Source organism: Burkholderia sp. Z1, from assembly GCF_014893795.1.
Taxonomy (GTDB): Bacteria; Pseudomonadota; Gammaproteobacteria; order Burkholderiales; family Burkholderiaceae; genus Burkholderia; species Burkholderia theae.
In genome coordinates this window covers 881476-908472 of record NZ_JACFYL010000003.1, presented here as the reverse complement: position 1 = coordinate 908472, position 26997 = coordinate 881476, and the positions used below count along the sequence as shown (strand labels likewise).

Sequence of the window (26997 nt, the reverse complement as noted above, 5' to 3'; positions counted from 1 at the left end):
CACAGGCGACAAATGGCATCAGACAAACTTTCCGGCGAGCGCGACGGCGGTGCGCCGGCACAGGCGAAGCGGCCGACTTATGTCGAGGTATCGAGCTCGATCGAGGCGGAAATCCGCAACGGCATGTATCCGCCGGGCAGCCGCCTGCCGCCGCAGCGCCAGCTCGCGACCGAGCTCGGCATCAACGTGTCGACCGTGTCCCGCGCGTACAAGGAACTGCAACTGCGCGGACTCGTGATCGGCAGCAAGCGCCGCGGCTCGCTCGTCACCGGCGGCGCGATGCCGAGCATCGAGCCGGCGCGTGCGTCGCTCGCGGCGGGCAACGGCGTGATCGACCTGACCGTGAACCGCCCGGCGACCGGCGAGTTTCTGGCGAGCCTCGCGCAGACCTTCGGCACGCTGCCGAACGACCCGCGTTTCGCCGCCTTGCAGGAATACCAGCCGCCGCAGGGGCCCGAGTGGGCACGCGCGGCCGGCGCGCAGTGGCTGGCCGCGCCCGGCTTCGCGCCGTCGCGCGACCAGGTGGTCGTCACGAGCGGCGCGCAGCACGGGCTGTACGCGGTGCTGAACAGCCTGATCGGCACCGACGGCGTGATCGTTGCCGACCGCCTCACGTACTACGGGCTCAAGGCGCTCGCGCCGGTATTCCAGTTCGAGATCGTCAGCGCGCCGGCCGACGACGATGGCCTGCTGCCCGACGAGATCGAGCGGATCTGCCAGCGCATGCCGGTCAAGGCCATCTTCGTCGTGCCGAACCTGCAGAACCCGACCGTGACGACGATGAGCCTCGCGCGCCGGATGGCGCTCGTCGACGTCGCGCGGCGCCATCACGTGACGATCATCGAGGACGATGTGTACGGGCCGCTCGTGCGCGACCGGCTGCCGGCGATCGCGGGGCTGTGCCCCGAGCTGACGTTCCATATCGGCGCGACGTCGAAGATTCTGGCGCCCGGGCTGCGCCTCGGCTACCTGAGCTGCCCGCGCGACAGCGTTGCGCTGTGCGCGGAAGCGGTGCGCACGACCGCATGGATGCCGGCGCCCACGTCGATGCTGATCGCGACGGTCTGGATCGAGGACGGCACCGCCGAGCGGATCATGGCCGCGCAACTCGCGGAGATTCGCGCACGCGTCGATCTCGCGCGGGAACTGCTGCCGGCCGGGCAGCTGAAGTCCGACCCTGCGTGCATGTTCGTGTGGCTGCGGCTGCCGCCGCCGTGGCGGGCCGACGACTTCGCGGCGAACGCGAAGGCGCGCGGCGTGATCGTGATGCCGTCGTCAACGTTCGCGGTCGATCGCGCGGAAATCGAGCACGGCGTACGCATCAACCTCGCGTGCCCGGCCACGCGCGACGAACTCGTCAATGGGCTGCGGATTCTGTCCGGCACGCTGAAGGACCGGCCGCGCGCGCTGTTCGGCTCGATCTGACGCCGTCGCTCAGTCGAGCAAACCCGCGACGACGTCGACGATCCGCTGCAGCAGCGCTTCGTCGTAAGGCAGCCACGGCACCGCACGCAGCGGCGACGGCGGCGGCTCGATCGCGGCATCGACGGGTTCGCCGTCGCGCGTCACGCGGCCGGTCGCGCAATGCACCGACCACGCGCCGACGCGTACATGACGTTCGTCGATCGTCATCCTGCCTTGCGCAATCGGTTCCGCGAACACGAGCGACAGCACGTGCTTGCGATGCCGCGCCATCACGCCCAGCGGCAGGTCGGACAACCGGTTCAGCCGCTGCCAGCGTTCCGCTTCGATGTCGCGCTGGCGCACCGGGTCGACCGTTTGTGCGGAGGCTGCCGCGCGCGTCGCGTCGTCGTCGAGTGCGAACGCGGCCACGCTGACGAGCAGGTCGACCGCGCGCGCCATTTCCGAGAACACGACACGATCGATCTCGCCGATCGGCAGCGGCACCCAGCGTCGTCCGTGCCGGCGTTCGACATGCAGCCGGCGCGACGTGCCGTGGCTTTCCGAGCCGGGATAGAGCCGCGCATCGACGAGGAAGGTCGCGCGCACGTCGCCGAACTCGCGGACGAGCCCGTCGTCGTACGCGCGGATCGACCAGCCTTCGCGGCGCGCGACGCCGAGCAGCGGCCGGCTCGACAGCACATGACCTTCGAACATCGCGGAATCGCTGGCCGAGGCGTCGCTTTCGGCCGGCACGTAGTACTCGCGGAATGCCTGCCTGACCGGCTGCCGAAGTGCGCGGCCGACGATCGCGCGCTGCCACGCGAGCCGCTCGTTCGCGTCGGCCAGCAACGGGTGCCACAGGCGGATGTCGCTGTCGTCGGCGATGTCGCACGCGTGTCCGGCCGCGTCGCGCAGCACGACCTTGCCTTTCGCGATGTCCGGCATGAACGACTGCGTCGATCCATCGCCGGCGCGTGCGTGCCAGATCATGCGCGCGGAGAACGCGGCGCCGGCCGGCGCATCGACGAGCCGCTTGCGCCATTCGGCATGACCGAGCGTCATCGGCTGCCAGAAGCCCGCTTCCATGCACGCGGCGAGCATCGCGAGCTGCTTCTTGTCGGGTTTTGCGTCGAGCGTCATGCGCAGCGCGGTATGCGGCCGCTCGCCGAGCGCGCGTTCGGCCGGTTTCAGGTTGCGCGCGAGCTTCTTCTGCACGCCGGCATGACGCACGGCGGCCAGCGCATCGCGCAGCGCGCGCACGCTCTCGGGGGTGGGAATTGTCTCGACCGCGTGGCCGAGCGCGATCGCGAGCGACTGCGACGGCGCTGTCTTCGCGGCCGTCGGCGCGACGCATACGCCCGTCAGCAGCGGCCCGATCAGCGGGCGCAACCACGCTTCGTCGCGGTACGCGGCCACGCGCGCGGCGCGTGCGACGACCTGCGCGTCGTCGGTCGTGAACGCGCGATCGGCCTGATACGGAACGGTCCCCGCATGCAGTGCCGCGACCTGCCGCGCGGCTTCGGTCAGCGCATCGCGCGCGAATTCGACGTATGCGGCGTCTTCCGCGAGCGTGACGGCCGGATCGCTGAAGTCGATCCACAGCCGCTTCGGCGCGAAATAACCGTCGTGCGTCGCGGCCAGCGCGAGCAGCGCGGCCGGCCCGAGCTCGGGCAGCACGTCGAGTTCGCGCACGCGAAACGGCGAATCGGCCAGCGCTTGCGCATACGTGTCGCGTCGAGCCGAGAAGTCGCGGCGGCCGGCGAACCAGTCGAGCGCATAGGCGCCGTATGCGGATGCGGCGCGCAGGCCGCCTTCCTCCGGTTCGCCCGCGATGCGGGCGAGTTCGGCCTGCAGCGCGGGCGACGGCGGCGCGTCGAGACAGGGCAGTTCCTCCAGCGCACGCTGCCACGCGCCGGGCGGGATGTCGCGGAACAGTTCGAGCGCCGCATCGGCGTCGACGAGCGGTACGAGACCGAGCGCATCGATCTGCCCGCGCAGCCAGCGCGCGAATTCGGCGCGCGGATCGTTGTATGCGCAATCCGGCGGCACGATCTCGCGCTCGGTGCGGCGCAGCGCCGGCCAGACCGCGCCGAGCGCGTGCGCGTCGAGCGCCGACAGGTCGATCGGCGCGCCGGTGAAGCGCGGATGGTCGGCGGTGCCGGTCAGCCGCGCGACGAGCAGGGCGACGAGCGCGCGGTCAGTCATGCGGGGTCTCCTGGTTCGCGCCGCGCCCGGCCGTTTCGTTCTGGCTCCATTTCTGTACTTTTCGGGCGGCGTGGATTGCGCCGCCGCGGGCGAATGCCTGTTCGATCGTGTGCTGCATGGTCTGACTCCGGCAATGAAAACCGTGCGATCGCACAGTATTGCATCCCGATCAGAACAGTCTGGAGAAAGGCTGTCGGCCGCCCGGCCATTTCATAAGACGTACAGTTCTCCCGCCATGCGCGATCCGCGCCGAACTGTACTCTTGTTCGCATGACCGATGTGTGTACTCCTCGCCAACTGTTCTGCTTTTAAGATTCATCCATCAAGTGCACAGTGCCGCAGATCCCGTTGTTCGGGACCCCTGGCGGCGCATCTTCAAGAGAGAGCCAGTGCGATGGAAAAGGCAAAACCGGAGGGAAAGATCAGGAATCACGACGGCCCGGTCGGCGGGCGGAACACGTGCGACCCGGACGCACACGGCATGGCGGCGCGGCTGCGCATGCCGGCGGGAGGCGCACGATGAAACTCTATGAAAAACTCGCGGACGACATCGAGCGCCTGATCCGCCAGGGCGTGTACCGGCACGGCGACCGGATTCCGTCGGTGCGGCAGGCGAGCCAGCAACACCGGATCAGCATCACGACCGTGCTGCATGCGTATCTGCTGCTCGAAAGCCGCGGGCTGCTGGAAAGCCGGCCGCAGTCGGGCTATTTCGTAAACCTGCGCCGCGACGACAGCCACGCGCCGGTGCGCGAGCTGCGGCCGTCGAAGCCGATCGCGATCTCGTCGTCGGTGGACGTGAGCCGGCTCGTGCTGTCGACGCTGCGCTCGATCGGCACGGACGACGCGGTGCCGCTCGGCTCGCCGTATCCGGACCCGAGCCTGTTCCCGTTCGAGAAGCTGAACCGCTACGCGTACGCGGCCGGCCGCGACAAGGCGCTGTGGGGCGTGACGGACGGGCTGCCGCCCGGCCATCCGCGACTGATCCGGCAGATCGCGCGCCGCTACCTGGAAAACGGGATGTCGGTGGACCCGAACGAGATCATCGTGACGGTCGGCGCGACGGAGGCGATCAACCTGTGTTTGCAGGCGGTCGCGAAGCCGGGCGATACGATCGCGGTGGAGTCGCCGACGTTCTACGCGATGCTGCACGCGATCGAGCGGATGGGAATGAAGGCGATCGAGGTCGCGACGCATCCGGAATACGGAATCGACATTGCCGCGCTGGCCGCGATCGCGAAGTCGCAGCCGATCGCCGCGTGCATGGTGATGCCGAACTTCCAGAACCCGCTCGGCTTTCAGATGCCCGACGAGCGCAAGCGTGAACTGGTGGAGTTCGCAACGAAGGCCGGCATGCCGCTGATCGAGAACGGTGTGTATAACGAACTGTATTTCGGCGATACGCATCCGAGTTCGCTGAAGTCCTACGACCGCAGCGGGATCGTGCTGCATTGCGCGTCGTTCTCGAAGAGCCTGACGGCCGCGTACCGGATTGGCTGGGCGTTGCCGGGCCGTTATCGCGATCAGGTCGAGAAGCTGAAATTCCTGAACACGCTCGCGACGCCGTCGCTGCCGCAGCTCGCGATCGCGGAGTTTCTCGAAAGGGACGGCTACGAGCATCACCTGCGGCGCTTGCGCAAGGCGTATGCACAGCAGGCGAACCTGATGCGTGCGATGGTGTCGCGGTTCTTTCCGGAGGGCACGCGCATTTCGAGCCCGGCGGGCGGGTACGTGCTGTGGGTCGAGCTGCCCGCGCAGGTCGATGCGATGCGGTTGTATCAGCTCGCGCTGGAGCAGGGGATCACGATCGGCCCCGGCTACATGTTCTCGATCACGGACAGCTACCGGAATTTCATTCGGTTGAATTACAGCAGCCCGTGGTCGCCGGAGATCGAGCAAGCGGTGATCGCGGTCGGGAAGCTGGCTGCGGCGTGCATGAAGTGACGGGGGTATGTTGTCGCTTGCGGGGGAATGATGAAGCCGGCCTTGTGCCGGCTTTGTTTTTGGTTTGTTGCGGGGATGGGATGGGGAGCGCGATGCGATTTGTTGGCGTTCGGCCAGTTTTGGTCATTCGACGGGGCAATCCAGATCGAACTGTACGGAAGACCGGTCAAGCGGCGTCGTTCCAAACGCCGGCATAGAGGTCGTAGACGCGTGCATGTCTTAACGCGGCTCGGATTGTCTCTTCCTCGACAGAGTCGAGCAACACCGTTGGAATGGAAATCCCGACGTTGTTCGTATCGATTGCGAATACCTCAGCAGCGTCGCCACAGGAGGGTGCAAGCATGGCCTCCACATCGGCGACACTGCCACATTGCACTACGAGTTGAAGACTCATGATCGCTTCACCCTAACCTCGGCGACGTCCTTAAGAGCGTTGGTCAGGCGCACTTCAATGTCGTCCACAACCTTTTGCCCACGGACGTCGTAGTACACCACAAACCTCGCTGAGGACAATGGGATGTGTTGACGTCCGTAATGGACACGAGCGCGAACGAACGCGAGACTGAGCCGGAGTGCTTCCTCGGTCTCGATGAAATGATTGACAACCAAAATGTGTTCAGTTCGATCGCGTGCCGAAAACTCTGGGGTGAACATGGTGAAATTGTCCGTGTTGCTGTGCTCCACCGAACGACCGCTTTCGGGAAATCTAACTGACCGTTTGGATCGCGAGCACCCAGCCGCGACCCGCCGCCAGCGTGCCGACGGTCCTCCTCGAAACGTCGCGTCAACACGAAGCCCTGCCGTCGCGGGGCGCCGATCCTCGACAACCGATGGCGTTCAGGCTGCTGCCGCCTTCTGAATCGAGTCGTGCTGATCGCCACCCAGGATATCGACAAGACTGGTCAACATCCGCGCCAATTCACCCGTCATCAGCGTGACATCCGAATCGAAGCGTTCATCGTCGTTTTGCGCGGTGGGATCCGTCGCTTCCTTGATCACGTCGAGCGGCGTGACACGCTTGATCGTCAGCGACGGTGTCAGCACGAAGGAGATTCGGTCATCCCAGGTCATCGCGAGGCGCATGCATTGTTTGCCGGCCTCGATGTGCCGGCGCATGTCGTTCGCTTCCAGCGCGTGGCCGACGTATCGCACCGTGGCGCCGCCTTCGCCGGTCGAGCGCAACTCGGCGTCCTGGTCGACGGTGAATCCGCCCGGCGCCTCGCCGGACAGCAGCCAATCCGTCATCGCGGCGACCGGCGAAAGCGCCACATGAACGCCGGCGAGCGGCAACTGATCGATCGATTTGACGAGCAGGCCGCGAACGTCGTCGGCAAGCGCCTGTGCAGCTGCATCGATGACGAGCCAGCCGTTCACCGTATCGATCCACACGCGGGTATCGCGGCGAATGGTGAACGCGCGCGGGAGCAGTTCGTCGGTCACCTGCTCCTTGAGTTCGCGCAGCTGTTTTCGCCCGACCTTGAAGCCCTGTTGCTCCTCGACTTCAAGCGCCCGGGCCTTGGTCACCTGATTGACGACCGACGCCGGGAGCAGCTTCTTTTCGGCACGAAACACCAGCAGCATCTGCCGGTTGATCGAATACACCAGCGCGCCGTCGTCACGCGGCGACGCCCATCCGTGGCGCTGCATCTCGACGCTGCTGCCCGGCTGAAACGCGTGGGGCGCCAGCCATTTTTCCATCTGATCGGGGGTAACGGCCCAAGGGGCCGGAAGACGATGAAGCTGAAGATTCTTGAACCACATAGGGGTACGGGCAAAGCGCACCATTCTATATGACCGTGACGCTTCGTGGCCATGAAGTGCCGTTCGTCTCGTCGCAGCTGGCGACACCTGAACGTCCGCAACTTACTCGAGACAAGCCGTTCCATCGGCACTTTTTGCCGTCAACCCGGCACCTGACCCGGTACGGAGGAATACAACAGCCGACGCGTAGACGTTCGCTGGAAGAAGTCGACGCCGAATGCGACGGGTTAACGATTGATTCGTGTGCCGCGGGTTCGGCCACCTTGAGACGTCCGGCATCGTCGTCCGGATCGCCAACAATCACTGAGCAAGGAATGTAAGCCGGCTTCTGACATTTATTGACCGTCGGTCCGCTCTATCCGGGAGTAGGATTTGAGTCGCGGAAACGGGCGCCGCGCGTTTGTACGGATGGAATTCGTGAGGTCATTTTGATCGGTTAGAAGGAACCACCGGCATGAGAAGAATCGCATTGCTTTGGAAAGTTGTCAGGGGCGATCTGCGTGTTCTTGGATACGCACTGCGTCATCCCGACCGCCCGGGATGGTTGATTCCCGCGGTCGCTTTGGTCGCGTTGTACGCGATCGATCCTTTCAATTTCGCGGTCCCATTCGTCGGGATTGTGGACGACGGCGTGCTGGTTCCGTTGGCGTTGCATTTGATGATCCGCTGTCTCCCGACCCAGCTGCAACATCTACGCCGCAGATGAGCTCCCGTCCGTCGGTCAATCGCATCGCGCGATTGCAAGGTTCCACCACAGCGCGGATGTGGAGTCGGCTGCTGCTTGCGACCGTCTTCGCGGTTGGCAGTCACGCGATATGCGCGGGCGAACTGGTTTCCGTGAAGAGCCGCAATGAAACCCAAAACATCTACATCAATTCCCCATCGACCCCACCAGCATGGGTCATCGTGCTCTTCGCGGGAAGCGATGGCGTCGTTGCTCTTTCGGAAAATGGACCGACCAACGAACAGGGAAATTTCCTGGTGCGAACCGCACCTTACTGGGCGACCGTAGGTGATGCCGCGGTCGTTTTCGACGCGCCATCGGACCAAGCGAAAGGGATGGATGACGAATTCCGGCTGAGCGGGGCGGCAAGTCAGGACGTTGTCGCCGTCGTGACGGAACTGAAAAAACGTTACCCGGCCGCCAAAGTTGCACTGGTTGGTACGAGCCGTGGAACGATTACGGTGGGTAACGTGCTGTTGCGCAATCCCGACCTCGCGGATGCTTTCGTGCTCACTTCGCCGGTGTCGATAGCAGTTCACGGCAAGCCGGGATTGTCTGATGTCGCCTGGCCGCGAAACAAGGCGCGTGTATTGGTGCTATCGAATGAACATGACGTTTGTGCCGCGTCGCCATTCTGGGCCGCCAAGCGTATGGCAGCCGACAACAATTTTGATTTCGTTGCTGTATCGAGCACCATGGGCGGAGGTAACAAGCACGCCGAATGTGGTGGGCAGGCTCCGCACGGGTACCTGGGAGTCGAATCGACGGCGCTTGCCGCCATCAACGAATGGCTTAACGGGCGCAGAACCGAATCGCGGCCGTAGCGGCAGCGTAGTCCGGCTTCATACACGATAGACGAGCGCTTGGGAAAGCGGTGGGAGTCTACCGGTGTACGGCACGCGGGTGGCGTTGCGCCTCCTTACCCACGCACCGCATGGCAGCCCGCTCGGACGCATCCAGCTGCAGTTTCCAGGTTCATGGCAACTGATCGCGCGCCAATGAAGTCGCCCAGCGTTTCGACCACCGATCCAACGGAAGGAGTAGTTCAAACAAGCTCCTTCCCATGGACGTCGGCTGGTAGCCCTCGGCACCAAGCTCGACGAGTTGCGACTCGCGGAGTTCCTTGAGACGCGAGTTGAGGACACCAGGAGAAACGGACTCACACCGACCTTGCAATTCTCGAAACGTGCATGGTCCGTGATGGCACAACTCCCACAATATTCTCATGGTCCAGTTGCGCCCAAGAAGATCGAACAGCGCCATAACGGGCTGGCCTGTGCGGGAGCCACGCACCGGATTGCCCGGGAGAGGTGTGTCGGCCACGTCTTTTGCTCCAAAGGTGCTATCAAATCAGTAGCGCATGTCAGGAAAATTCGCTACATTCTCTTTGCTACGAAAAGAGTAGCACATGTCGAGGTCGTTGCTACTCCCGTCCCCAGCATCCGGTACCTGAACTCATGACCAAAGCGCGCGCCGTGCCCATGCCTAGTGACAGTGTGCTTGTGCCGCTCTACGCGGGTGCGGACCTGCTGGATGCCTTTGCAATTCGATTGCCGGCCGAAGCTAGCGACAATCTCGAGGTGCTGGCACGTACCGCGTTCGAGCACCAGGCGGGATGGATTCGTGCGCTCACGTATGTCCGCGATGTGGTGATGGCGACAGTCGGCGTCAAATCGTCTCGCGCCGTTGGTCTTGCCGGCGCGGCGCGCGGACCGGTTATCGGCTACTTGCCGGTGCTGTCAAGGAGCGCGACGGAGTTGATCGTTGGCGCGGATGACCGGCATCTGGACTTTCGCGTCACCATCCAACTGCTCGCCGATGCGGAAAATGGGCGCGAGCTGCTTGCGGGCACAGTGGTGCACTGTCATAACAGACTGGGACGTATCTATCTTGCGAGCATTGCGCCGTTTCATCGCGTTATTGTGCGGGCGAATCTGGAACGAGCAGTAAGGGAAATGACGACTTGAGTATGCGTTGGCGGCAGGGCGGGCGGAAACATGACTGAGCACGACGCAGAACTCCACGGTTGCTGGCGGCTGATCTCTTTCGATGCCGAGCTTCAGGATTCAAACGAGCGCACTCAACCTTGGGGCGCAGACCCGAACGGGTACCTTATCTTCAGCTCTGATGGGCGAATGATGGTATTGGTTACCGCAAAGACGCGGGAGCCCGGAAACACGGATGAGAAGATGGTGGCACTCTTCCGTACCGTGATGGCCTATACAGGACGGTATCGGATAGATGACGACAGGTTCATTACAAAGATTGACTCGTCGTGGAATGAAGCCTGGAACGGTAGTGAGCAGGAACGCTTCTACAAGCTTGATGGAGAAACGCTTGAGGTCAGCACGGCCTGGATGCCGAATCCGTTAGTGTCCGGAAATCCAATCGGACGGGCTATTCTCAGCTTTAGGCGTGAGTAATTTTCGCGACGCCGAGTTCGCAATTTTTGAGCCAGTAACGGACCACCGGGGAGGTATCCGGCGGAGTTCGACCATTATGAGCAATTCACGACCAGTGCCCGTATTGGCGCTTAAGTGCCAGCGATACGCTCGGAGCTTGTTCTGCGATCTGCCGCGCCCGGTTGTTTGCATCGCTGCAGTACAGAAAAATGAGTATCCTGTCGCCCGTGCGGCCCCGATGAGTGGCGCACTCGAAGGCGTGAACCTCCCAATCATGGTGCCTTTGCACGGGCGCAAACATCGGAGCCAGGCGGCGTGTTGCACCGTGCGGATTCGAGGCACCTGCCCGGGTGCGGCCCGCGCGATGATGCGCCCTGACTAACATGAGAGATGGAATGACGACTACCTTCGACGAGGCGACAACGGCGGCGATCGCCGCGTTTGCCCAATTGGATTTCTACACGGCCGTGCAAGCGATGCGCGCCGAGGCTGATTACGACCACGAACGAGACCAATGGATCTCGCGCTATATCGACGAGCACGGCGGTGGCGCGGACGATGCAGCATACGATGCCTTGCACGCGCAGGCCCAGGCAACCCCGGAATACGCGCAGTTCATCGATGCGATTCGCCAGGAAATCCTGGAATACTTCGGCGTGACCGACGATCAACTGGACGGGATGGTCCTGCTGCGCAATGACGACAGCGATGAGCTTTGGGCGGAAGTCAACCGGCAGCGGAGCGCGCTGGGAACCGGTGAAGTGCGCGGAGATCTCTGATCGTTGCTTGCCATCGGGATCTCAAGTCGTGCTGGGTGCAACGGCTCGAGCGGCAGCAACGGGGCGTTAGCAACATCCTCGAAGATCTCCCAAGAGCCTCGTTCTTTCCACCCGCATCAACCACGCCGCTCCAGATACTCGCAAAGAAAATCAATAAACACGCGCACCTTCGCCGACAGGTTCAGCCGCTCCGGATAGACCGCATAGATATCCGACGGCGGTAACGACCAGTCCGCGAGCACTCTCGTCAGCGCGCCCGAATCGATGAACGGCTGCGCGTCCCACTCGGACCGCACCAGCACGCCGTGCCCGTCGATCGCCCAGCGCAGCGTCGCTTCGCCGTCGTTGCTGCTCATCACGCCATGCACCTTGACGAGTTCATGGCGCTTGCCCTTCGTGAAGTGCCACGTGCCATACGCGGTGTCGTTCTCGCGCAGCACGATGCAGCGGTGGCCGCGCAGGTCGCCGGGCACCTTGGGGACGCCGTGCGCCTTCAGGTAGCCCGGCGCCGCGCAGACGAAGCGCCGGTTCGCCGCGAGCTTGCGTCCCACCACGCGCTGGTCGGGCAGTTCGCCGAACCGGATACCCACGTCGTACGCGAGTTCGGCGAGGCTCATCGGGCGGTCGGTGAGCTCCAGCTGGATCTCGACCTCCGGATGACGCTCGCGAAACGCGGACAGCGCGGGCACGATGTGGCGGCGCCCGAAGCCGAAGGTCGCGTTGACCTTCAGCAAGCCCTGCGGCTGGTTGCGGCTGCTCGACACCGTGCGCTCGAGTTCGTGCACCTGCTCCAGCAGCTTCGAGCCCGTCGCGAGATACACCTCGCCCTCGTTGGTCATCGCCAGCCGCCGCGTGGTGCGGTTCAGCAGCTTCACGCCGAGGCGCCGCTCGATCTGGTTGAGCCGCGCACTGACGGCGGGCGGTGTCACGCCGAGATCGCGCGCGAGCGCCGACAGGCTGCCGTGCGTGACGAGCCGCGCGAAGAACTCCAGGTCTGCGATCGGATCCATCTTAAAGTTTCATTTAATAATGGGTTAAGCCACGACGCATTTTAAGGCGTCACCCTCCAAATTACACTTGCCGAAACGTCCGGACCAGGGCGTTTTCGCAAGAAAACCGGAGGAACGATGGGACAGACGCTTTACCGGAAGATCGTGGCGAGCCACACGGTGTTCCCGGTCGACGAGCAGCATGTCGTGCTCTACGCCGACCTGCACATCATGAACGAGTACACGAGCCCGCAGGCGTTCGCGGGGCTCGCGGAAAAGAACCTGCCGGTGCGCTGCCCGGAAAAGCAGATGGGCATCGTCGATCATGTGATCCCGACGCATCCGGTGCCGGTCGACAAGCGCACGATCGTGATCGACGCGGCGGCCAGCCAGGCGGCGAACTTCACGCGCAACTGCCGCAAGCACGGCATTCACCTGTTCGACGTGCAGGACGCAGAGCAGGGCATCGAGCATGTGGTCGCGCCCGAGATCGGCCTGATCCGGCCCGGCATGGTCGTGCTGTGCGGCGACAGCCACACGACGACCTACGGTGCGCTGGGCGCGCTCGGCTTCGGCATCGGCACGTCGGAAGTCGAGCATGTGCTCGCCACGCAAACGCTGGTGTACCGCGTCGCGCGCGACATGCGCATCCGTGTCGACGGCGCGCTGCCTGCCGGCACCACGTCGAAGGATCTCGTTCTCTACATCATCTCGAAGATCGGCGCGCAGGGTGCGCGCGGTTTCGTCGTCGAGTACGACGGGCCGGCGATCGCCGCGCTGAGCGCCGAAGCGCGCATGACCCTGTGCAACATGACGGTGGAAGCCGGTGCGCGCGGTGCGCTCATCGCGCCCGACGAGACGACGGTCGCGTATGTGCGCGACCGGATCCGCGATCTGCCCGCCGATCAAATTGCGGAGGCTGCAGCGCAGTGGACGCAACTGAAATCCGACGCGGACGCGCAGTTCGACGTCACGCATCGCTTCGAGGCGGCGGACGTCGCGCCGTTCGTGACCTGGGGCACGAGCCCCGACCAGGCGATCGCGATTACCGCACGCATCCCGGCGCTGTCGGCCGAACCGCTCGAGCACGACAACGCACGCAAGGCGCTCGACTACATGGGGCTCGATGCCGGGCAGGCGATCGATGGCCTGGCGGTCGATCACGTGTTCATCGGCTCGTGCACGAATGCGCGCATCGAGGATTTGCGCGCCGTCGCGGACGTCGTGCGTGGCCGCACGGTCGCGCCGTCGGTGCGCGCGATGGTCGTGCCCGGGTCGATCGCGGTGCGGGAGCAGGCCGAACGCGAAGGCATCGCGGGCACGTTGATCGACGCGGGCTTCGAATGGCGCCAGCCCGGCTGCTCGATGTGCCTCGCGATGAACGACGACATCCTGCAACCCGGCCAACGCTGCGCATCGACGACGAATCGCAATTTCGAAGGGCGCCAGGGGCGCGGCGCCCGCACCCACCTGATGAGTCCGGCGATGGCCGCCGCCGCCGCGCTGGCCGGACGCATCGTCGACGTACGCAAGGAGTTCGACCATGCCTGAGCACGCATTCGTCACCGGCATCGCCGCGCCGCTGCCGCTGAACAATCTCGATACCGACCAGATCATGCCGAAGCAGTTTCTGTTCGGCATCGACAAGTCGGGGCTCGCGCGCGGCGTGCTGTACGACCTCCGCCACGACGGTGAGGGCGCGCCGCGGCCGGATTTCGTGCTGAATCGCCCCGAGTATCAAGGTGCGCGCATCCTCGTTGCGGGTGCCAATTTCGGTTGCGGCTCCAGCCGAGAACACGCGGTGTGGGGCTTGCAGCAGGCGGGCTTCGACGCGGTGATCGCGCCGAGCTTCGGCGAGATCTTCTACTTCAACGCGCTGAACAACCGGCTGTTGCTGGTGATGCTCGATCCCGCCGTCGTGTCGACGCTCGTTGAACAGGCCGGTAATCCGGCGACGAGCACGCTGACGATCGACGTGCTGCGCCAGGTCGTCACGACGGTGGACGGAAGCGAATACCCGTTCGATCTGCCCGAGCGGCAGAAGCGCATGTTCGTCGAGGGGGTGGACATGATCGGCATGACGCTCGCCGACAGCAACGCGATCGATGCGTTCGAGGCGCGCCATCATGCGGCGCATCGGTGGATGAAGATCGATCTGCCGAAGCAGCAGCGCGCAGTGTGACAGAGGCGCCTGAGAGCGCCCGCAGCACGGGGCCGGACGCGTGCCACGCGGTTCCGGCCAGCCCTGCCGAAGTGCGATCGGAATACAAAACTGGAGACATGAAATGGAAGCTTCCCCCGTGCAGACGAGCGTGTCGCCGCACACGCGACTATCGTCGCTGTTCAACCTGAAGATTGGCGGGATGCCTCTGCCGATGTTTGTCGCGCTCGCGCTCGTCACGGTCCTGGCGGCCATCACTAAACGGCTGCCGAACGACATGATCGGCGGCTGCGCGGTGCTGATGCTGTCCGGGCTGCTGCTCGGCGAGATCGGCCGCCGGATTCCGGTGTTTCGCCATATCGGCGGCCCCGCGATTCTGTGCCTGTTCGTGCCGTCGGCGCTGCTCGGTTACCGGCTGATGGACGACGCGACGCTGAAGGCGATCACGGTGACGATGAAGACGGCCAATCTTCAGTACCTCTACATTGCGTGCCTGGTCGCCGGGAGCATGCTCGGGATGAACCGGAAGATCCTGATCCAGGGCTTTCTCAAGATGTTCGTGCCGTTGCTCGTCGGTACCGTGGCCGCGATCGCGGCGGGGATCGCCGTCGGCCTCGCGTTCGGCTACGGCCCGCAGCACACGTTCTTCTATATCGTGATGCCGATCCTCGGCGGCGGCATCGGCGAAGGCATCCTGCCGCTGTCGATCGGTTATTCGGAGATCACCGGCGCCGCGCAAGGGCATCTGATCGCGATGATGGTGCCGGCCGCGTTGATCGGCAACGTCGTCGCGATCCTCGCGAGCGGCCTGCTGAAGCGTTTCGGCGAAAAGCATCGTGCGTACAGCGGCGACGGCCTGCTGGTGAAGACCGGCGAGGATCGCGAATTGCTCGCCGCGCAAAAGGCCGAGGCCGAGCTGGACCTGCGGCTGATGGGGTTCGGCCTACTGCTCGCGTGCACGCTGTTCATCCTCGGCGGGTTGCTGGCGCCGCTCACCGGCATCCCGGGCCCGGTGCTGATGATCGTCGCGGCGGCGCTGCTGAAGGTGTGCCGCGCGATTCCCGAATCGATGGAAATCGGCGCGTACCAGATGTACAAGTTCATGTCGACGAACCTGACGTTCGCGATCCTCGTCGGGCTCGGCACGTTGTTCGTGTCGTGGGACAAGCTCGTCGGCGCGTTCTCGCCCGGGTACTTCGTGATCTGCGCGTCGATCGTGATCGCGATGGTCGTGTCGGGCTTTTTCGTCGGCGCCGCGCTGAAGATGTATCCGGTGGAATCCGCGATCATCACCGCGTGCCATAGCGGGCTGGGTGGCACCGGCGACGTGGCGATCCTGTCGTCGTCGAACCGGATGGGGCTGATGCCGTTCGCGCAGATCTCGACGCGCATCGGCGGCGCCGCGATGGTTGTGTTCGCGACGATCATGATGAAGTGGCTGCATTGATGCCGACGGCCTGCTGATCGTCAATCGCGCAATGGTTCGTCCGAGCGGCGCAGCACGAACCCGTCAGGGCGGACCAGCACGTGGCCGTCGTCGGGCAGCGCGGTCAACGCATGCCAGCCGGCCGCCGCTTCGACGAACTCGAAATCCCTGGCGGCGACGAGGACGGCCGGTGTGGCGTGGTTCAGGCTCGCACGGCTCGACGATGCGACCGACGCGTTCGGGCCCGCGAGCAGCACGTAGCCGCTACCGAACAGGTCGAGCGTCGACACCTGCCGGCCGTCACGCCGGATCCACGCATGCGGAAAGCGCGTGCCGGTTTGCGCGCGCAGTTGCGCAACGGAAGCGGGCGGCGTGTCGCGCGCCGGTGCGCCGGCATCGGGATAACGATGCCGCAGCAGCACGTCGCCGGTGTCGAGCAGCTTGGCGAAGACACCCCGGTTGGCGTCGGTCTCGATGCCGAAGCGTGCGTCGAAGTCAGTGCGCAACAGCGCCTGGTGGCCGTTGCGCACGGCCAGCGGCCGTCGCTCGATCTCGTAGCTGTCGAGCAGCGACGCATCCGCGTCGCCGCTCAGCGTCGCGGCGAGCTTCCATGCGAGGTTGTGCGCGTCCGCGATGCCGGTGGTCGCGTTGAATCCGCCCCACGGCGGCATCACGTGCGCGGCGTCGCCGCACAGGAACGCACGGCTCGACCGGTAGCGGGTCGCCACGCGCACGCCCGTGTTCCACGTGCCGCGGCTCTGAATGTCGATCTCGACGTGGTCCAGCCCGAGTGCGGCGCGCACGAGGCCGGGCAGCGCGTGGTCGGCCGGCGGGCCTTGTGCCGGGTCGTACTCGAGATGGAAGGACCACTTGTCCGCGTTGTCCATCGCGAGGAACAGGCCGCGCACGGTCGGGTTCGCGATCTCGCACTGGCTGAACGTGCGGCCCTGCACGATCTCGCCAAGATCCGCATGAAAGAAGATATTGACGAAGTGCTGCGGCGCCGGCGTGTCGGCCGTGTCGATGCCGAGTTGCCTGCGCACGAAGCTGCCGCCGCCGTCGGCGCCGACGAGCCACGCGGCTTCGATCGCCGTTTCTTGCCCGCCCGGGCCGCGCACGGTCGCGAGGAGGGCGTCGCCCGTCGCGGCGAACGACACGAGTTCATGGCCGAAGCGCACGTCGGCGCCGCGCGCTTCGACGTGCCGGCGCAGCACGGGCTCGATCAGCGTCTGCGGGCATGCGGTGAAGCTCGAAGGCGACGGCGCGATCGCGGCCATCTTCGATCGCATCGCGGCGATGTCGACGACCGGCTGCGCGTCGACCAGCGTGCGCCCGCGGCGCGCGCCGCCGAACGCGCCCTGGCGCCACGCACCGGCCGCCGTTTCCTTGACCGCGTCCTCCACGCCGGCCTGGCGGAACAGTTCCATCGTCCGCAGGTGGATGCCGCGTGCGCGCGGCAGCGGCGACACGCCCGCGCTTTTCTCGACGAGGATGAACGGGACGTCGAGGCGCTGCAGGAACAGCGCGGCGGACAGGCCGACCAGCCCGCCGCCGGCGATCAGGACCGGCGTCGTGGTGACAGGGGTAGGCATCGGGCACACCTTCGCGTAAAATTTATCACTGATAAGTTTATCTATCATCGATAGAGAAAATCAAGCATGGCGAAGATACGACGTGACGAAATCGTGGATGCGGCGCTCGAACTGCTCGACGAACAGGGGCTCGATGCGTTGACGACGCGGCGTCTCGCGCAGCGGCTTGGTGTCGAGTCGGCGGCGCTTTACTGGCATTACCGCGACAAGTCGGTGCTGCTGGCGGAAATGGCGGCCGTCGCCTTGGCGCGGCATCACACGCTCGACGTGCCGGCCAATATCGCGCAGTGGGACACCTGGTTTGCGGACAACGCGCGCAGCTTCCGCCGCGCATTGCTTGCGCATCGCGACGGCGCGCGGCTACATGCGGGCTCGACGCCCGACCCGGACGCGGTCGGGCGGATCCGGCCGAAAATCGCGTATCTGGTGCGTGCCGGCCTGACCGAGCAGGAGGCAGGGATGGCGCTGCTGGCCGCCGGCCAGTTCACGATCGGCTGCGTGCTGGAGCAGCAGGCCGCGCACGAAGGCGGGGCCGACGAATCGGCGCGCCCGGATGAAGCCGGCGGCCGGCAGCGGATGAGCGGGATGGCGATGGCGCCGATCGATCCCGGCCTGGCGTTCGAATTCGGGCTCGGGCTGATCGTCGACGGCTTGCGGCAGCGGGTGGGGTGCGCGTAGCCGGGCACCCGTGGGACTCGCGCGCCTTGCGTGTTATCCGCCCGTCACCGGCGGGAAAAACGCCACCTCGCTGTCCTCCCGCACGACGAACCCGCCCGTCACCATCTCGAGATTGACGGCCGCGCGCACGGGCCGGTCCGTCCGCAGCGCTTCGGCACTGCGCGCGTCGCGTGCGGCCAGCGTGCTGCGCAGCGCGTCGACGGTGAGTTCCCGCGCGTCGATCTCGACGACTTCCTCGTCGAGATCGAGTTGTTCGCGAATGCTTGCAAAGTATTTGATCGTCAGTTTCATCGCGGTGTCTGGAACAAGATCGGCGGAATCGGAATCGGAAAACGCGCAACGGGCGCGGTCAGCCCCAGCGCCGCATGGCCTGGTCGTCGTGCGCCTTCGCCTCGACCCAGCCGGATTCGCCGTCGTGGCGAATCTCCTTCTTCCAGAACGGCGCGTGGGTCTTCAGGAAGTCCATCAGGAATTCGCACGCATCGAACGCGGACGCACGATGCGCGGCGGCCACCACCACCAGCACGACCGCCTGGCCGAGCGGAATGCGCCCGACGCGGTGCACGATCCTGACCGCTTCGAGCCGCCAGCGCGCGCTGGCTTCCTCGACGATGCTCCACAGGGCCTGTTCGGTCATCGTCGGGTAGTGCTCGACCTCGAGCGCGACGACGTCGTCGACGTCGCCTTCGTTGCGCACGACGCCGAGAAAATTCACGACCGCGCCGACATTCGGATTACGAACGATCGGCGCGAGCTCCACGCCTGCATCGATCGGCGCGTACTGCACGCGCACTTCGAAGCCGGCGGCAATCGCCGGCGGCGGCTCGGTGTGCGGGGCGGCCGCGTCGGCCGGATGCGGGTGGCTGCCGGCGCGCAACGGATCGTCCGGCAGCCCGGCGCGGGATTCGGTGAAGGTCGTCATGACGGTTCTCCTGTAGGCAATGCGTCGTGCGGCGGCCCGTCAGCCGCCGACGAGCGACATGCGCACGGTCGGATAGGTCTTGCCCGGTGCGCGGGCCGGCCGTGCGGCCCGGCGCTCGGAATAACGATCGTCGCGTTGCGTCCAGCGCTCGCGCACGGCAGCGGCGAGCGTGTCGACCGATGCCGCGTCGTCGAGCCACGGCCGCAGGTCGGTGCCTTGCGTCGCGAACAGGCACGTATAGAGTTGGCCGTCGGCCGACACGCGTGCGCGCGAGCAGGTGCCGCAGAACGGATGCGACACGCTCGCGATGAAGCCGACTTCGCCCGCACCGTCGAGGTGCCGGCAACGAATGGCGGTCGCGTCGTGCCCCGGTTCGCCGACGAGCACGAGCGGATAGTGCTCATCGATCAGCGCGCGCATCCGCGCGGCTGGCACGACCTTGTCGCCGGACCAGAAGCTCGCGCCGCCGACGTCCATGTATTCGATGAAGCGCACGGCCACGCCCGTATGCCGGAAGTGCCGCACGAGCGGCAGGATCTGATCGTCGTTCGCGCCGCGCTCGATCACCGCGTTGACCTTGACCGGCGCGAGCCCGGCCGCCTGCGCGGCTTCGATGCCGGCGAGCACGCGTGACACGGGCACGTCGGCGTCGCTCATCCGGCGGAACACCGCGTCGTCGAGCGCATCGAGGCTCACGGTCACGCGCGACAGGCCCGCGTCGCGCAGCGTGCGCGCCTTCGCGGCGAGCAGCGAGCCGTTGGTCGTCAGCGCGATTTCGACGGGTTTGCCGTCGACGGTCGTCAACGCGGCAAGCCGTTCGATCAGCGCTTCGAGGTTGCGGCGCAGCAGCGGCTCGCCGCCCGTGATGCGGATTTTTTCGACACCGAGCGACGTGAACGCGCGTGCGATCTTTTCCAGTTGCGCGAACGACAGCCGCTCGGACGACGGCATGAACGCATAACCTGCGCCGAAACTTTCGCGCGGCATGCAGTAGCCGCAGCGGAAGTTGCATTGATCGATCACGGACAGGCGCAGGTCGCGCAGCGGGCGGCCGAGCGTGTCGGACGTGCGGGAGAAGGCGCCGGGCGATGCGTCGCGGGATGAAGCGGCGGCATCCGGCGCGGCGGAAACGATGGCATTCACGATCGGTTCGTCGGCCTGCATGAAGTAAGCGGAGGGGCGTCGCCGATCGGCCGTGCGGGTGCCGACGTGTCGGCGCACGGGTCGTGACGGGCCTCATCGTGAGGATAGTCCGCGGGACTTTTCCGGCAGGGACACAATCGCGCCCGAATTGCAGGAATACAGTTCGCCGTGCGGCATGCGCGGCGAAGGCGTCGCAGCGGGCAGGTGTCCGGCGTCGCGCTCATGCGAGCCAGTGCGCGAATTCGTAATACGGAACGGCGTCGCCGCGCGCGATGCGCTGCCCGGCCGGCAGCCGGGCGAGCCCGCTCGCCAGCACGAGCGACTGCAGCGTGCCGGCGCCTTGCTGCCGCAACGTGTCGAGTACGGGCGCACCGCCGGGGCCGATGGCACAGCGCACGCGCACGAAACGCTCGCGCTGCGCATCCGGCTCGAAGTCGATGTCGATCGGCAGCGACGGCACGATCGGCACGCGTGCTTCACGCCCTTGCAGGCAACGGATCAGCGGCGCGACGAACAGCGCGAACGCCGTCATCGCGGCGCCTGGGTTGCCGGGCAGCAGCACCACGGGCCGCGCGTCGAGCCGCGCGAGCGCGACCGGCTTGCCGGGCTTCATGCGCACGCCGGTGACGACGAACGACGCACCGAGCGCGGCCAGCGCGGGGCGCAGCAGATCCTTGTCGCCGACCGATGCACCGCCGACGCAGATCACCAGGTCGCAGCACGCGTGCAGATCGCGCAGCGCGCGATCGACGGCGCTTGCCGTGTCGGCCGCATGCAGGCGCATCGTGACGCTGGCGCCGGTGCCCGATACCAGCGCGGCGAGCATCGGCGCATTGCTGTTGTAGATCTGCTGCGGCGCACGCGGCTGGCCGCACGCGACAAGCTCGTCGCCGGTCGTCAGGATGCCGACGCGCAGCGCCGGGCGCACGTCGATGTGCGCGAACCCCTGCGCGGCGGCCACACCGACGTGCATCGCGCCCATTCGCACGCCGGCCGGCACGAGCAGGTCGCCGGCGCGCACTTCCTCGCCCCGGCGGCGGATGTGCGAGCCGCTGCGCTGCGGTGCGTCGAACGCGACCCAGCTGTCCTGTTCGCGTGCGTGCTCCTGCATCACGACGGTGTCCGCGCCGGGCGGCATCACGCTGCCGGTGAAGATGCGCGCGGCCGTGCGTGCGGCCAGCGGCGCCGGTAGGTCGCCCGCATAACAGCGCTGCGCGACGTGCAGCGGCTCGCCGTGCGCGAGGTCCGCGTGACGCACGGCGTAGCCGTCCATCGCGCTCTGGTCGGCCGGCGGCTGGTCGAGCACGGCGGACAGCGGCGTGGCCAGCACGTGGCCGGCCGCGTCCTCGACCGGCACGGAGACGACCGCGTCGAGCGGCGCGAACGCGCCGGCGAAATGCTGCTGCGCGGTATCGAAATCGATCAGGTGTTTCATGAAGTGAGGGCCGGATGCGTTTGCGCGAGCGCCGGTTGGTCGGGATGAGCGGCGTCGGGTGATACGTATTCGACGAAGCCGTCGTTGCGGCAGAAGCCGAGCAGCCGCACGCTGGCTTCGCGGGCGACGCCGATCGCGAGCGACGTCGGCGCCGAGATCGTCGCGATCATCGGGATGCCGACCCGCGCGGCCTTGCGCACCAGTTCGTAGCTTGCGCGGCTCGACAGGAACACGAAGCCCGCGCGCAGGTCGGCGCGGCGCCGCGCGAGCGCGCCGATCAGCTTGTCGAGCGCGTTGTGGCGGCCGACGTCCTCGAACACGTCGAGCACGCTGCCGTCGCGGTCGCACCAGGCGGCCGCGTGAATGCCGCCCGTCTCGCGCATCAGCGTCTGGCGGGCCGGCAACGCGCGTGCGGCGCGTGCGATCGCGTCGGCGCCGATGCCGGCGGCAGCGCCGGCGGCAGCGATGCGCGGCGGGTGCAGGTCGAGCTGCGCGATGCTTTCGATCCCGCATACGCCGCAGCCGGTGCGCCCGGCCAATGCGCGCCGGTGCGCCTTCAGCGCCATGAACGCTTGCTGCGACACGGTGAGCCGCACTTCGGCGCTGTCGGGCCGGCATTCGCTTTCGATGTCGAATACGTCCGACGCGCGCTCGACGATGCCTTCGCTCATCGCGAAGCCGAGGCCGAACACGTCGAGGTCGATCGGCGTCGCCATCATCACCGTGTGCGAGATGCCGTTGAACACGAGTGCAACCGGCGTTTCGTCGACGACGCGATCGACGGTGTCGCGCGCTTCGCCGGCACGATGACGCGTGACATCGCACGCGGTGCTGCCGGTCGGATCGTCTCGGTGGGTCATGCGGTTTTCTCCAGGGGGCGGCCGGCGCGCCGGGCGGGCGCCGTCGCCGCGGGCAGACGTTGCATAACATGTTAAGCGTGGTGAACCGCGCGCCGGATGCACAGCGGCGCAACGCGGAAAGCAGTACAGCTTGCGGCGCTCGGCACCGGTTGTGCCGTTTCCGTACACACATCTTTGCCGGGACGGAAAGCACAGTTTCAGGACGCGTTCGCGCGATTGCGAGTATCGTGGCAATCGCGATATCGTCATTCACGCTTCGATGCCATGCGAGTGACCGTTTGTGTTCGCATGTGTTGTCGCCAAGCCGTCGCGCGATTTCCTGCTTCGGGCGGACGTTCTCACAACCACGAGCAAATTACGGTCATGGAAATCTTCGATGCGTTCCATCTCGCACGATTGCAATTCGCGTTCACGGTGTCGTTCCACATCGTGTTTCCCGCGATCAGCATCGGCATGGCGAGCTTCCTGGCGGTGCTGGAATGGCGCTATCTCGTCACCGGCGATGCCGCCTACAAATCCATGTTCCAGTTCTGGTCGAAGATCTTCGCGATCGGCTTCGGGATGGGCGTGGTGTCCGGCGTCGTGATGGCGTACGAGTTCGGCACGAACTGGGCCGGCTTCTCGCGCGTCGCGGGCAACATCACGGGCCCGCTGCTCACATATGAAGTGTTGACCGCGTTCTTCCTCGAAGCCGGTTTCCTCGGCGTGATGCTGTTCGGCTGGCAACGCGTCAGCCCGCGCGCGCACTTCTTCGCGACGCTGATGGTCGCGGTCGGCACGCTGATCTCGACATTCTGGATCCTCGCGTCGAACAGCTTCATGCAGACGCCGCAGGGTTACAAGATCGAGAACGGCCTCGTCGTGCCGGTCGACTGGTTCAAGATCATCTTCAACCCGTCGTTCCCGTTCCGTCTCGCGCACATGACGATCGCGGCGTTCATCGTCGCGGGCTTCATCGTCGCCGCATGCGGCGCGTGGCATCTGCTGAAGGGGCGCCGCGACGAGCCGGTGAAGCGCAGCTTCTCGATGGCGCTGTGGATGCTGCTGCTGCTCGCGCCGGTCCAGATCTTCGTCGGCGATGCACACGGGCTGAACACGCGCGAATACCAGCCGGCGAAGATCGCGGCGATCGAGGGGCTGTGGGAAACCGAGAAGGGCGGCACCGCGCTGAATCTCGTCGGGCTGCCCGACATGCAGGCCGAAACCACGCGTTATGCGATCCAGGTGCCGCACCTCGGCAGCCTGATCCTCACGCACAGCTGGGATGGCGAGATTCGCGGGCTGAAGGAATTCCCGCCGCAGGACCGCCCGTATTCGCCGATCATCTTCTGGACCTTCCGGATCATGGCCGGCCTCGGGATGCTGATGCTGCTCACCGCGCTGCTCGGGCTGCTGCTGAGAAAGGGCGGGCGCCTGTATGAAGCGCGCTGGTTCCAGTGGTTCGTGGTGGGCATGGGGCCGTCGGGCATCGTCGCGCTGCTGGCGGGCTGGATCACGACCGAGGTCGGGCGGCAGCCGTGGACCGTGTACGGCGTGCTGCGCACCATCGATTCGGTCGCGCCGCTCAGCGCGCAGCAGGTCGGCGTGTCGCTGCTGATCTTCGTGGTCGTGTATTTCCTGGTATTCGGATCGGGCATCTACTACATGATGAAACTGATGAGGCGCGGGCCGGCCGCACAGGCCGGGTACATCGAGCTCCACCGGCATCCGGGGCTGCGCAACCGCGCGCTGTCCACGTCGCTGGATACCACGGAGGCGGAGTAATCATGCAAATCGATCTTCCTGTCGTGTGGGCCGCGATCATCGGCCTCGGCGTGTTCATCTACGTGATGCTGGACGGCTTCGATCTCGGCATCGGCCTGCTGTTTCCGTTCTTCGACGCGAAGGCCGAGCGCCAGGTGATGCTCGACACCGTCGCGCCGGTGTGGGACGGCAACGAGACGTTCCTGGTGCTCGGCGGCGCGGGTCTCTATGGCGCGTTCCCGGTCGTGTATTCGACGCTGCTGCCCGCGAATTACCTGCCGCTGGTGCTGATGCTGGTCGGGCTGATCTTTCGCGGCGCGGCGTTCGAACTGCGCGCGAAGGCGACCCGCACGCAGCACATGTGGGATCTCGCGTTCATCGGCGGTTCCGCGCTCGCGGCATTCTGCCAGGGCATCGTGCTCGGTTCGCTGCTGCAGGGCATCCGCATCGAGAACAACCAGTTCGCGGGCGGGCCGTTCGACTGGCTGTCGCCGTTCAGCCTGCTGTGCGGGATCGGCGTGCTCGTCACGTATGCGACGCTCGGCTGCGGCTGGCTGATCCTGAAGGTCGACGGCGAACTGCAGCGCAAGATGCGGCTGCTGATGAAGCCGCTCACGGGCGTGCTGCTCGCCGTGATGGCCGTCGTGAGCCTGTGGACCGTGATCGGACTGCCGGCCGTCGCGCACCGCTGGTTCGGCAGCGGCAACCTCGGCTGGTTCCTGCCGGTGCCGATCCTCGTCGTCGCGTGCGTGTGGGGCATCTTCCGCACGGTGAAGCGCGAGCACGAGGCCACGCCGTTCCTGCTGACGCTCGCGCTCGTGTTCCTCGGCTACACGGGGCTCGTGATCAGCATCTGGCCGAATATCGTGCCGCCGTCGCTGACGATCTGGGAGGCCTCGTCGAGCCATTCGAGCCAGTTGTTCGCGCTGGTCGGCACCGTGATCGTGCTGCCGATCATCCTCGTGTACAACGCGATGCAGTACCGCGTGTTCCGCGGCAAGGTGCGCGAGGGCGATATCGGTTATCACTGAACGGCGCGATGTGACGGGTGCGGCGTGAGCGGGCGTATCATCACGCGCAGCGCGGCGCCCGGCACGGTACCCACCCGAAAGCGGCCCGCCACGCGCGGGCCGTTGCGCATCGGGCGGGTCGCGCAGCGTCTTTTCCTGGCCGTCGAGAAAACACCATGATCGTCCGACCACGACAAAACTGGCTCAGGATGCTGTTCGTCTGGAACGGCTCCGTGCTGCAATCGATCATTCCGCAACTCGTGTTCATGGCGATCGTCAGCACGCTGGCGGTCTTCACGAACGGGCGCATCTTCGGCGAGAAGATTCCGCTCAACACCGCGCCGTTTACGCTGTTCGGGCTCGCGCTCGCGATCTTCCTCGCGTTTCGCAACAACGCGAGCTTCGAGCGCTTCAAGGAAGCGCGGCATCTGTGGGGCAACCTGCTGATCGCGGCGCGCACCGTGACGTCGCAACTGAATCGCTATCTGCCCGACAGCGTCGATGATGCCGAGCGCAACCGGCTCGCCGACCTGCTGATCGCGTTCACCTATGCGCTGAAGCATCAGTTGCGTCATACCGATCCGGCGCAAGACCTGCAGCGGATTCTCGGCGCGGAGCGCGCCGGTGCGCTCGCGCGCAAATGCTTCAAGCCCGTCGCGATCCTCGACGAGCTGCGCGGCGGCATCGTCCGCGCGCTGGGCCGCGCGCCCGGCAGCGAAGCGACCTGCTGGATGTTCGACACGCAACTCGACGAGCTGGGCAAGGCGGTGGGTGGTTGCGAGCGCATCCTGTCGACGCCGATCCCGTTCTCGTACAGCGTGCTGCTGCATCGCACCGTGTATGCGTACTGCGTGCTGCTGCCGTTCGGCCTCGTCGATTCGACGGAGTTCTTCACGCCGCTGATCTGCGTGTTCATCTCGTACACGCTGATCGCGCTCGAAGCAATCGCGAACGAGGTCGCCGAGCCGTTCGGCCTTGCGCCGAATGCACTCGCGCTCGATGCGATGGCGCGCACGATCGAGCGGTCGGTGCTCGAACTGGGCGACCGCCCGATGCCGGAGGAATTCGTGCCGGCGTCGACGTACCAGATCACGTGAGCGGGAGTACGAAACGGGCCAGCAAGCGGGCCGCGTCGGGCGCTAGAATGGCGCTTGCCTGTTCTCCGGACCTGACGCGATGACTCTCGTCGACACCTATCTCGCCGGCCTGCGCGCCGCGCTGCCCGACGCCGACAATGCGGCGCTCGCCGTCGCCACGGGTGCGACGCCGGCGCAGCTCGATGCGTTGCGCACGGCCTATCCGCAGTGCCCGAGCAGCCTGCTCGAACTGCTCGGCAAGCTCGACGGCACCTACTGGCGCGACTACGGCGGCACGACGATCAACGTGCTCGTGCTGGGCTCCGACGTCTACGAATACCCTTATTACCTGCTGTCCGCCGCGCAGATGCTCGAAGAAGGCGCGAAGTACCGCGACAGCATCGCGGACATCTACGGCGACGATGCGAACGACGACGGCGAACTCGTCGATTCGCGCATCGACATCGCGCTGCCGATGAGCCGGCGCCTGTGCTTCTCGCATTGCATGAACAACGGCGGCACGTCGCAGCTCTACATCGATTTCGAGCCGGCACCCGGCGGCAAGGTCGGGCAGGTCGTGCGCTTCCTGCACGATCCCGACAGCTACGCGGTGATCGCCGACGACTTCGACGGCTACCTGCGCGAGCTGATCGACGGCGGTTATGCGTTTGTCATCGATTTCGACGAAGAATAGCGAAGGGCGGGGCGGTTGCCCCATGTTGACCATTCAGCGCGACCGGGCG

General features: G+C 65.9%; 27 protein-coding genes. 15 read left to right on the top strand and 12 right to left on the bottom strand.

What is annotated here, in order from left to right; genetic code table 11:
• Nucleotides 1-12: 12 nt before the first annotated feature.
• Nucleotides 13-1425 (top strand): PLP-dependent aminotransferase family protein, encoded by a 1413-nt coding sequence (locus tag H3H55_RS36145; protein WP_048249991.1) that lies wholly within the window; start codon nucleotides 13-15, stop codon nucleotides 1423-1425.
• 9 nt (nucleotides 1426-1434) lie between these two features.
• Here the strand turns inward: H3H55_RS36145 and H3H55_RS36140 are convergent, their stop codons facing one another.
• Both H3H55_RS36140 and H3H55_RS37620 read right to left on the bottom strand, forming a co-directional pair.
• Nucleotides 1435-3609 (bottom strand): DUF4132 domain-containing protein, encoded by a 2175-nt coding sequence (locus tag H3H55_RS36140; protein ID WP_193102911.1) that lies wholly within the window; start codon nucleotides 3607-3609, stop codon nucleotides 1435-1437.
• The gene (locus H3H55_RS37620) at nucleotides 3602-3727 is read right to left on the bottom strand and encodes a hypothetical protein (RefSeq protein WP_264299695.1); all 126 of its coding nucleotides are present in this window, start codon (nucleotides 3725-3727) and stop codon (nucleotides 3602-3604) included. The genes H3H55_RS36140 and H3H55_RS37620 overlap by 8 nt, the downstream gene beginning before the upstream one ends.
• Before the next feature lie 401 nt (nucleotides 3728-4128).
• Here H3H55_RS37620 and H3H55_RS36135 point away from each other — a divergent pair, with 401 nt between their 5' ends.
• Nucleotides 4129-5553, top strand: coding sequence for a PLP-dependent aminotransferase family protein (locus H3H55_RS36135; RefSeq protein WP_048249993.1), 1425 nt, complete (start codon nucleotides 4129-4131; stop codon nucleotides 5551-5553).
• 166 nt (nucleotides 5554-5719) lie between these two features.
• Here the strand turns inward: H3H55_RS36135 and H3H55_RS36130 are convergent, their stop codons facing one another.
• Both H3H55_RS36130 and H3H55_RS36125 read right to left on the bottom strand, forming a co-directional pair.
• On the bottom strand, nucleotides 5720-5947 hold the full coding sequence (locus H3H55_RS36130; protein ID WP_193102910.1) for a hypothetical protein: 228 nt from the start codon (nucleotides 5945-5947) through the stop codon (nucleotides 5720-5722).
• 443 nt (nucleotides 5948-6390) lie between these two features.
• Entirely contained in the window at nucleotides 6391-7314 is a 924-nt protein-coding gene (locus H3H55_RS36125) for a recombination-associated protein RdgC (RefSeq protein WP_193102909.1), read from the bottom strand.
• 454 nt (nucleotides 7315-7768) lie between these two features.
• Here H3H55_RS36125 and H3H55_RS36120 point away from each other — a divergent pair, with 454 nt between their 5' ends.
• Complete coding sequence (locus H3H55_RS36120; RefSeq protein WP_193102908.1) at nucleotides 7769-8020, top strand: YkvA family protein; 252 nt, start codon at nucleotides 7769-7771, stop codon at nucleotides 8018-8020.
• The gene (locus tag H3H55_RS36115) at nucleotides 8017-8862 is read left to right on the top strand and encodes a hypothetical protein (RefSeq protein WP_193102907.1); all 846 of its coding nucleotides are present in this window, start codon (nucleotides 8017-8019) and stop codon (nucleotides 8860-8862) included. The genes H3H55_RS36120 and H3H55_RS36115 overlap by 4 nt, the downstream gene beginning before the upstream one ends.
• Before the next feature lie 151 nt (nucleotides 8863-9013).
• On the opposite strand, the gene H3H55_RS36110 is transcribed toward H3H55_RS36115, so the two are convergent.
• Nucleotides 9014-9301, bottom strand: a complete 288-nt coding sequence (locus H3H55_RS36110) for a winged helix-turn-helix transcriptional regulator (RefSeq protein WP_193103133.1) — start codon at nucleotides 9299-9301, stop codon at nucleotides 9014-9016.
• Nucleotides 9302-9495: 194 nt separating this feature from the next.
• Between H3H55_RS36110 and H3H55_RS36105 the strand changes: the two genes are divergently transcribed.
• The 3 genes from H3H55_RS36105 to H3H55_RS36095 all read left to right on the top strand — a co-directional run bounded on the left by H3H55_RS36105 (nucleotide 9496) and on the right by H3H55_RS36095 (nucleotide 11219).
• Complete coding sequence (locus H3H55_RS36105; RefSeq protein WP_129517928.1) at nucleotides 9496-10005, top strand: DUF2867 domain-containing protein; 510 nt, start codon at nucleotides 9496-9498, stop codon at nucleotides 10003-10005.
• 30 nt (nucleotides 10006-10035) lie between these two features.
• A complete protein-coding gene (locus H3H55_RS36100; protein WP_193102906.1) occupies nucleotides 10036-10461 on the top strand; it encodes a lipocalin-like domain-containing protein in 426 nt (141 codons plus the stop codon).
• Between the two features lie 374 nt (nucleotides 10462-10835).
• The gene (locus H3H55_RS36095) at nucleotides 10836-11219 is read left to right on the top strand and encodes an ATP-dependent protease (protein ID WP_193102905.1); all 384 of its coding nucleotides are present in this window, start codon (nucleotides 10836-10838) and stop codon (nucleotides 11217-11219) included.
• Nucleotides 11220-11335: 116 nt separating this feature from the next.
• Here H3H55_RS36095 and H3H55_RS36090 read toward each other — a convergent pair whose 3' ends face one another.
• A complete protein-coding gene (locus tag H3H55_RS36090; protein ID WP_048249999.1) occupies nucleotides 11336-12229 on the bottom strand; it encodes a LysR family transcriptional regulator in 894 nt (297 codons plus the stop codon).
• Nucleotides 12230-12346: 117 nt separating this feature from the next.
• On the opposite strand from H3H55_RS36090, the gene leuC reads away from it, so the two are divergent.
• The 3 genes from leuC to H3H55_RS36075 all read left to right on the top strand — a co-directional run bounded on the left by leuC (nucleotide 12347) and on the right by H3H55_RS36075 (nucleotide 15816).
• A complete protein-coding gene (gene leuC / locus H3H55_RS36085; protein ID WP_193102904.1) occupies nucleotides 12347-13759 on the top strand; it encodes a 3-isopropylmalate dehydratase large subunit in 1413 nt (470 codons plus the stop codon).
• A complete protein-coding gene (gene leuD / locus H3H55_RS36080; RefSeq protein ID WP_193102903.1) occupies nucleotides 13752-14390 on the top strand; it encodes a 3-isopropylmalate dehydratase small subunit in 639 nt (212 codons plus the stop codon). The genes leuC and leuD overlap by 8 nt, the downstream gene beginning before the upstream one ends.
• Nucleotides 14391-14493: 103 nt before the next feature.
• Nucleotides 14494-15816: a 2-hydroxycarboxylate transporter family protein gene (locus H3H55_RS36075; protein WP_193102902.1), complete on the top strand. Its 1323-nt coding sequence runs from the start codon at nucleotides 14494-14496 to the stop codon at nucleotides 15814-15816.
• Nucleotides 15817-15836: 20 nt separating this feature from the next.
• On the opposite strand, the gene H3H55_RS36070 is transcribed toward H3H55_RS36075, so the two are convergent.
• A complete protein-coding gene (locus H3H55_RS36070; RefSeq protein WP_193102901.1) occupies nucleotides 15837-17387 on the bottom strand; it encodes an FAD-dependent monooxygenase in 1551 nt (516 codons plus the stop codon).
• Nucleotides 17388-17453: 66 nt separating this feature from the next.
• Between H3H55_RS36070 and H3H55_RS36065 the strand changes: the two genes are divergently transcribed.
• Complete coding sequence (locus H3H55_RS36065; RefSeq protein WP_193102900.1) at nucleotides 17454-18065, top strand: TetR/AcrR family transcriptional regulator C-terminal domain-containing protein; 612 nt, start codon at nucleotides 17454-17456, stop codon at nucleotides 18063-18065.
• Between the two features lie 33 nt (nucleotides 18066-18098).
• Here the strand turns inward: H3H55_RS36065 and moaD are convergent, their stop codons facing one another.
• The 5 genes from moaD to fdhD form a co-directional block, all read right to left on the bottom strand.
• Entirely contained in the window at nucleotides 18099-18356 is a 258-nt protein-coding gene (moaD, locus tag H3H55_RS36060) for a molybdopterin converting factor subunit 1 (RefSeq protein WP_193102899.1), read from the bottom strand.
• A 58-nt stretch (nucleotides 18357-18414) separates the two neighbouring features.
• Complete coding sequence (locus H3H55_RS36055) at nucleotides 18415-18987, bottom strand: molybdenum cofactor biosynthesis protein MoaE (protein WP_193102898.1); 573 nt, start codon at nucleotides 18985-18987, stop codon at nucleotides 18415-18417.
• 39 nt (nucleotides 18988-19026) lie between these two features.
• Nucleotides 19027-20151 carry a GTP 3',8-cyclase MoaA gene (moaA, locus tag H3H55_RS36050; protein WP_193102897.1) on the bottom strand — a complete coding sequence of 375 codons (1125 nt, stop codon included), beginning with the start codon at nucleotides 20149-20151 and terminating at the stop codon, nucleotides 19027-19029.
• Nucleotides 20152-20350: 199 nt separating this feature from the next.
• The gene (gene glp, locus H3H55_RS36045) at nucleotides 20351-21565 is read right to left on the bottom strand and encodes a gephyrin-like molybdotransferase Glp (protein WP_193102896.1); all 1215 of its coding nucleotides are present in this window, start codon (nucleotides 21563-21565) and stop codon (nucleotides 20351-20353) included.
• Entirely contained in the window at nucleotides 21562-22425 is an 864-nt protein-coding gene (fdhD, locus tag H3H55_RS36040) for a formate dehydrogenase accessory sulfurtransferase FdhD (RefSeq protein ID WP_193102895.1), read from the bottom strand. Before fdhD ends, glp begins: the two co-directional genes overlap by 4 nt.
• 363 nt (nucleotides 22426-22788) lie before the next feature.
• Here fdhD and H3H55_RS36035 point away from each other — a divergent pair, with 363 nt between their 5' ends.
• The 4 genes from H3H55_RS36035 (at nucleotide 22789) to H3H55_RS36020 (ending at nucleotide 26948) form a co-directional block, all read left to right on the top strand.
• Nucleotides 22789-24189, top strand: coding sequence for a cytochrome ubiquinol oxidase subunit I (locus tag H3H55_RS36035; RefSeq protein ID WP_193102894.1), 1401 nt, complete (start codon nucleotides 22789-22791; stop codon nucleotides 24187-24189).
• Nucleotides 24190-24191: 2 nt separating this feature from the next.
• On the top strand, nucleotides 24192-25199 hold the full coding sequence (gene cydB / locus H3H55_RS36030; protein ID WP_129517943.1) for a cytochrome d ubiquinol oxidase subunit II: 1008 nt from the start codon (nucleotides 24192-24194) through the stop codon (nucleotides 25197-25199).
• A 155-nt stretch (nucleotides 25200-25354) separates the two neighbouring features.
• The gene (locus tag H3H55_RS36025) at nucleotides 25355-26275 is read left to right on the top strand and encodes a bestrophin family protein (protein ID WP_193102893.1); all 921 of its coding nucleotides are present in this window, start codon (nucleotides 25355-25357) and stop codon (nucleotides 26273-26275) included.
• Nucleotides 26276-26354: 79 nt separating this feature from the next.
• A complete protein-coding gene (locus H3H55_RS36020; RefSeq protein ID WP_193102892.1) occupies nucleotides 26355-26948 on the top strand; it encodes an SMI1/KNR4 family protein in 594 nt (197 codons plus the stop codon).
• Nucleotides 26949-26997: the final 49 nt, after the last annotated feature.

What these genes read in the sequence shown, in the direction of transcription:
- H3H55_RS36065 (WP_193102900.1), top strand. Translation starts at nt 17,454, where the DNA reads ATGGCGAAGATACGACGTGACGAAATCGTGGATGCGGCGCTCGAACTG.
- cydB (WP_129517943.1), top strand. Translation starts at nt 24,192, where the DNA reads ATGCAAATCGATCTTCCTGTCGTGTGGGCCGCGATCATCGGCCTCGGC.
- H3H55_RS36130 (WP_193102910.1), bottom strand. Translation starts at nt 5,947, where the DNA reads ATGAGTCTTCAACTCGTAGTGCAATGTGGCAGTGTCGCCGATGTGGAG.
- H3H55_RS36105 (WP_129517928.1), top strand. Translation starts at nt 9,496, where the DNA reads ATGACCAAAGCGCGCGCCGTGCCCATGCCTAGTGACAGTGTGCTTGTG.
- leuD (WP_193102903.1), top strand. Translation starts at nt 13,752, where the DNA reads ATGCCTGAGCACGCATTCGTCACCGGCATCGCCGCGCCGCTGCCGCTG.
- H3H55_RS37620 (WP_264299695.1), bottom strand. Translation starts at nt 3,727, where the DNA reads ATGCAGCACACGATCGAACAGGCATTCGCCCGCGGCGGCGCAATCCAC.
- H3H55_RS36025 (WP_193102893.1), top strand. Translation starts at nt 25,355, where the DNA reads ATGATCGTCCGACCACGACAAAACTGGCTCAGGATGCTGTTCGTCTGG.
- H3H55_RS36145 (WP_048249991.1), top strand. Translation starts at nt 13, where the DNA reads ATGGCATCAGACAAACTTTCCGGCGAGCGCGACGGCGGTGCGCCGGCA.
- moaA (WP_193102897.1), bottom strand. Translation starts at nt 20,151, where the DNA reads ATGCAGGCCGACGAACCGATCGTGAATGCCATCGTTTCCGCCGCGCCG.
- H3H55_RS36070 (WP_193102901.1), bottom strand. Translation starts at nt 17,387, where the DNA reads ATGCCTACCCCTGTCACCACGACGCCGGTCCTGATCGCCGGCGGCGGG.
- H3H55_RS36090 (WP_048249999.1), bottom strand. Translation starts at nt 12,229, where the DNA reads ATGGATCCGATCGCAGACCTGGAGTTCTTCGCGCGGCTCGTCACGCAC.
- H3H55_RS36120 (WP_193102908.1), top strand. Translation starts at nt 7,769, where the DNA reads ATGAGAAGAATCGCATTGCTTTGGAAAGTTGTCAGGGGCGATCTGCGT.
- H3H55_RS36095 (WP_193102905.1), top strand. Translation starts at nt 10,836, where the DNA reads ATGACGACTACCTTCGACGAGGCGACAACGGCGGCGATCGCCGCGTTT.
- H3H55_RS36100 (WP_193102906.1), top strand. Translation starts at nt 10,036, where the DNA reads ATGACTGAGCACGACGCAGAACTCCACGGTTGCTGGCGGCTGATCTCT.
- H3H55_RS36020 (WP_193102892.1), top strand. Translation starts at nt 26,355, where the DNA reads ATGACTCTCGTCGACACCTATCTCGCCGGCCTGCGCGCCGCGCTGCCC.
- fdhD (WP_193102895.1), bottom strand. Translation starts at nt 22,425, where the DNA reads ATGACCCACCGAGACGATCCGACCGGCAGCACCGCGTGCGATGTCACG.
- H3H55_RS36110 (WP_193103133.1), bottom strand. Translation starts at nt 9,301, where the DNA reads ATGGCGCTGTTCGATCTTCTTGGGCGCAACTGGACCATGAGAATATTG.
- H3H55_RS36115 (WP_193102907.1), top strand. Translation starts at nt 8,017, where the DNA reads ATGAGCTCCCGTCCGTCGGTCAATCGCATCGCGCGATTGCAAGGTTCC.
- H3H55_RS36075 (WP_193102902.1), top strand. Translation starts at nt 14,494, where the DNA reads ATGGAAGCTTCCCCCGTGCAGACGAGCGTGTCGCCGCACACGCGACTA.
- H3H55_RS36055 (WP_193102898.1), bottom strand. Translation starts at nt 18,987, where the DNA reads ATGACGACCTTCACCGAATCCCGCGCCGGGCTGCCGGACGATCCGTTG.
- moaD (WP_193102899.1), bottom strand. Translation starts at nt 18,356, where the DNA reads ATGAAACTGACGATCAAATACTTTGCAAGCATTCGCGAACAACTCGAT.
- H3H55_RS36035 (WP_193102894.1), top strand. Translation starts at nt 22,789, where the DNA reads ATGGAAATCTTCGATGCGTTCCATCTCGCACGATTGCAATTCGCGTTC.
- H3H55_RS36135 (WP_048249993.1), top strand. Translation starts at nt 4,129, where the DNA reads ATGAAACTCTATGAAAAACTCGCGGACGACATCGAGCGCCTGATCCGC.
- glp (WP_193102896.1), bottom strand. Translation starts at nt 21,565, where the DNA reads ATGAAACACCTGATCGATTTCGATACCGCGCAGCAGCATTTCGCCGGC.
- H3H55_RS36125 (WP_193102909.1), bottom strand. Translation starts at nt 7,314, where the DNA reads ATGTGGTTCAAGAATCTTCAGCTTCATCGTCTTCCGGCCCCTTGGGCC.
- H3H55_RS36140 (WP_193102911.1), bottom strand. Translation starts at nt 3,609, where the DNA reads ATGACTGACCGCGCGCTCGTCGCCCTGCTCGTCGCGCGGCTGACCGGC.
- leuC (WP_193102904.1), top strand. Translation starts at nt 12,347, where the DNA reads ATGGGACAGACGCTTTACCGGAAGATCGTGGCGAGCCACACGGTGTTC.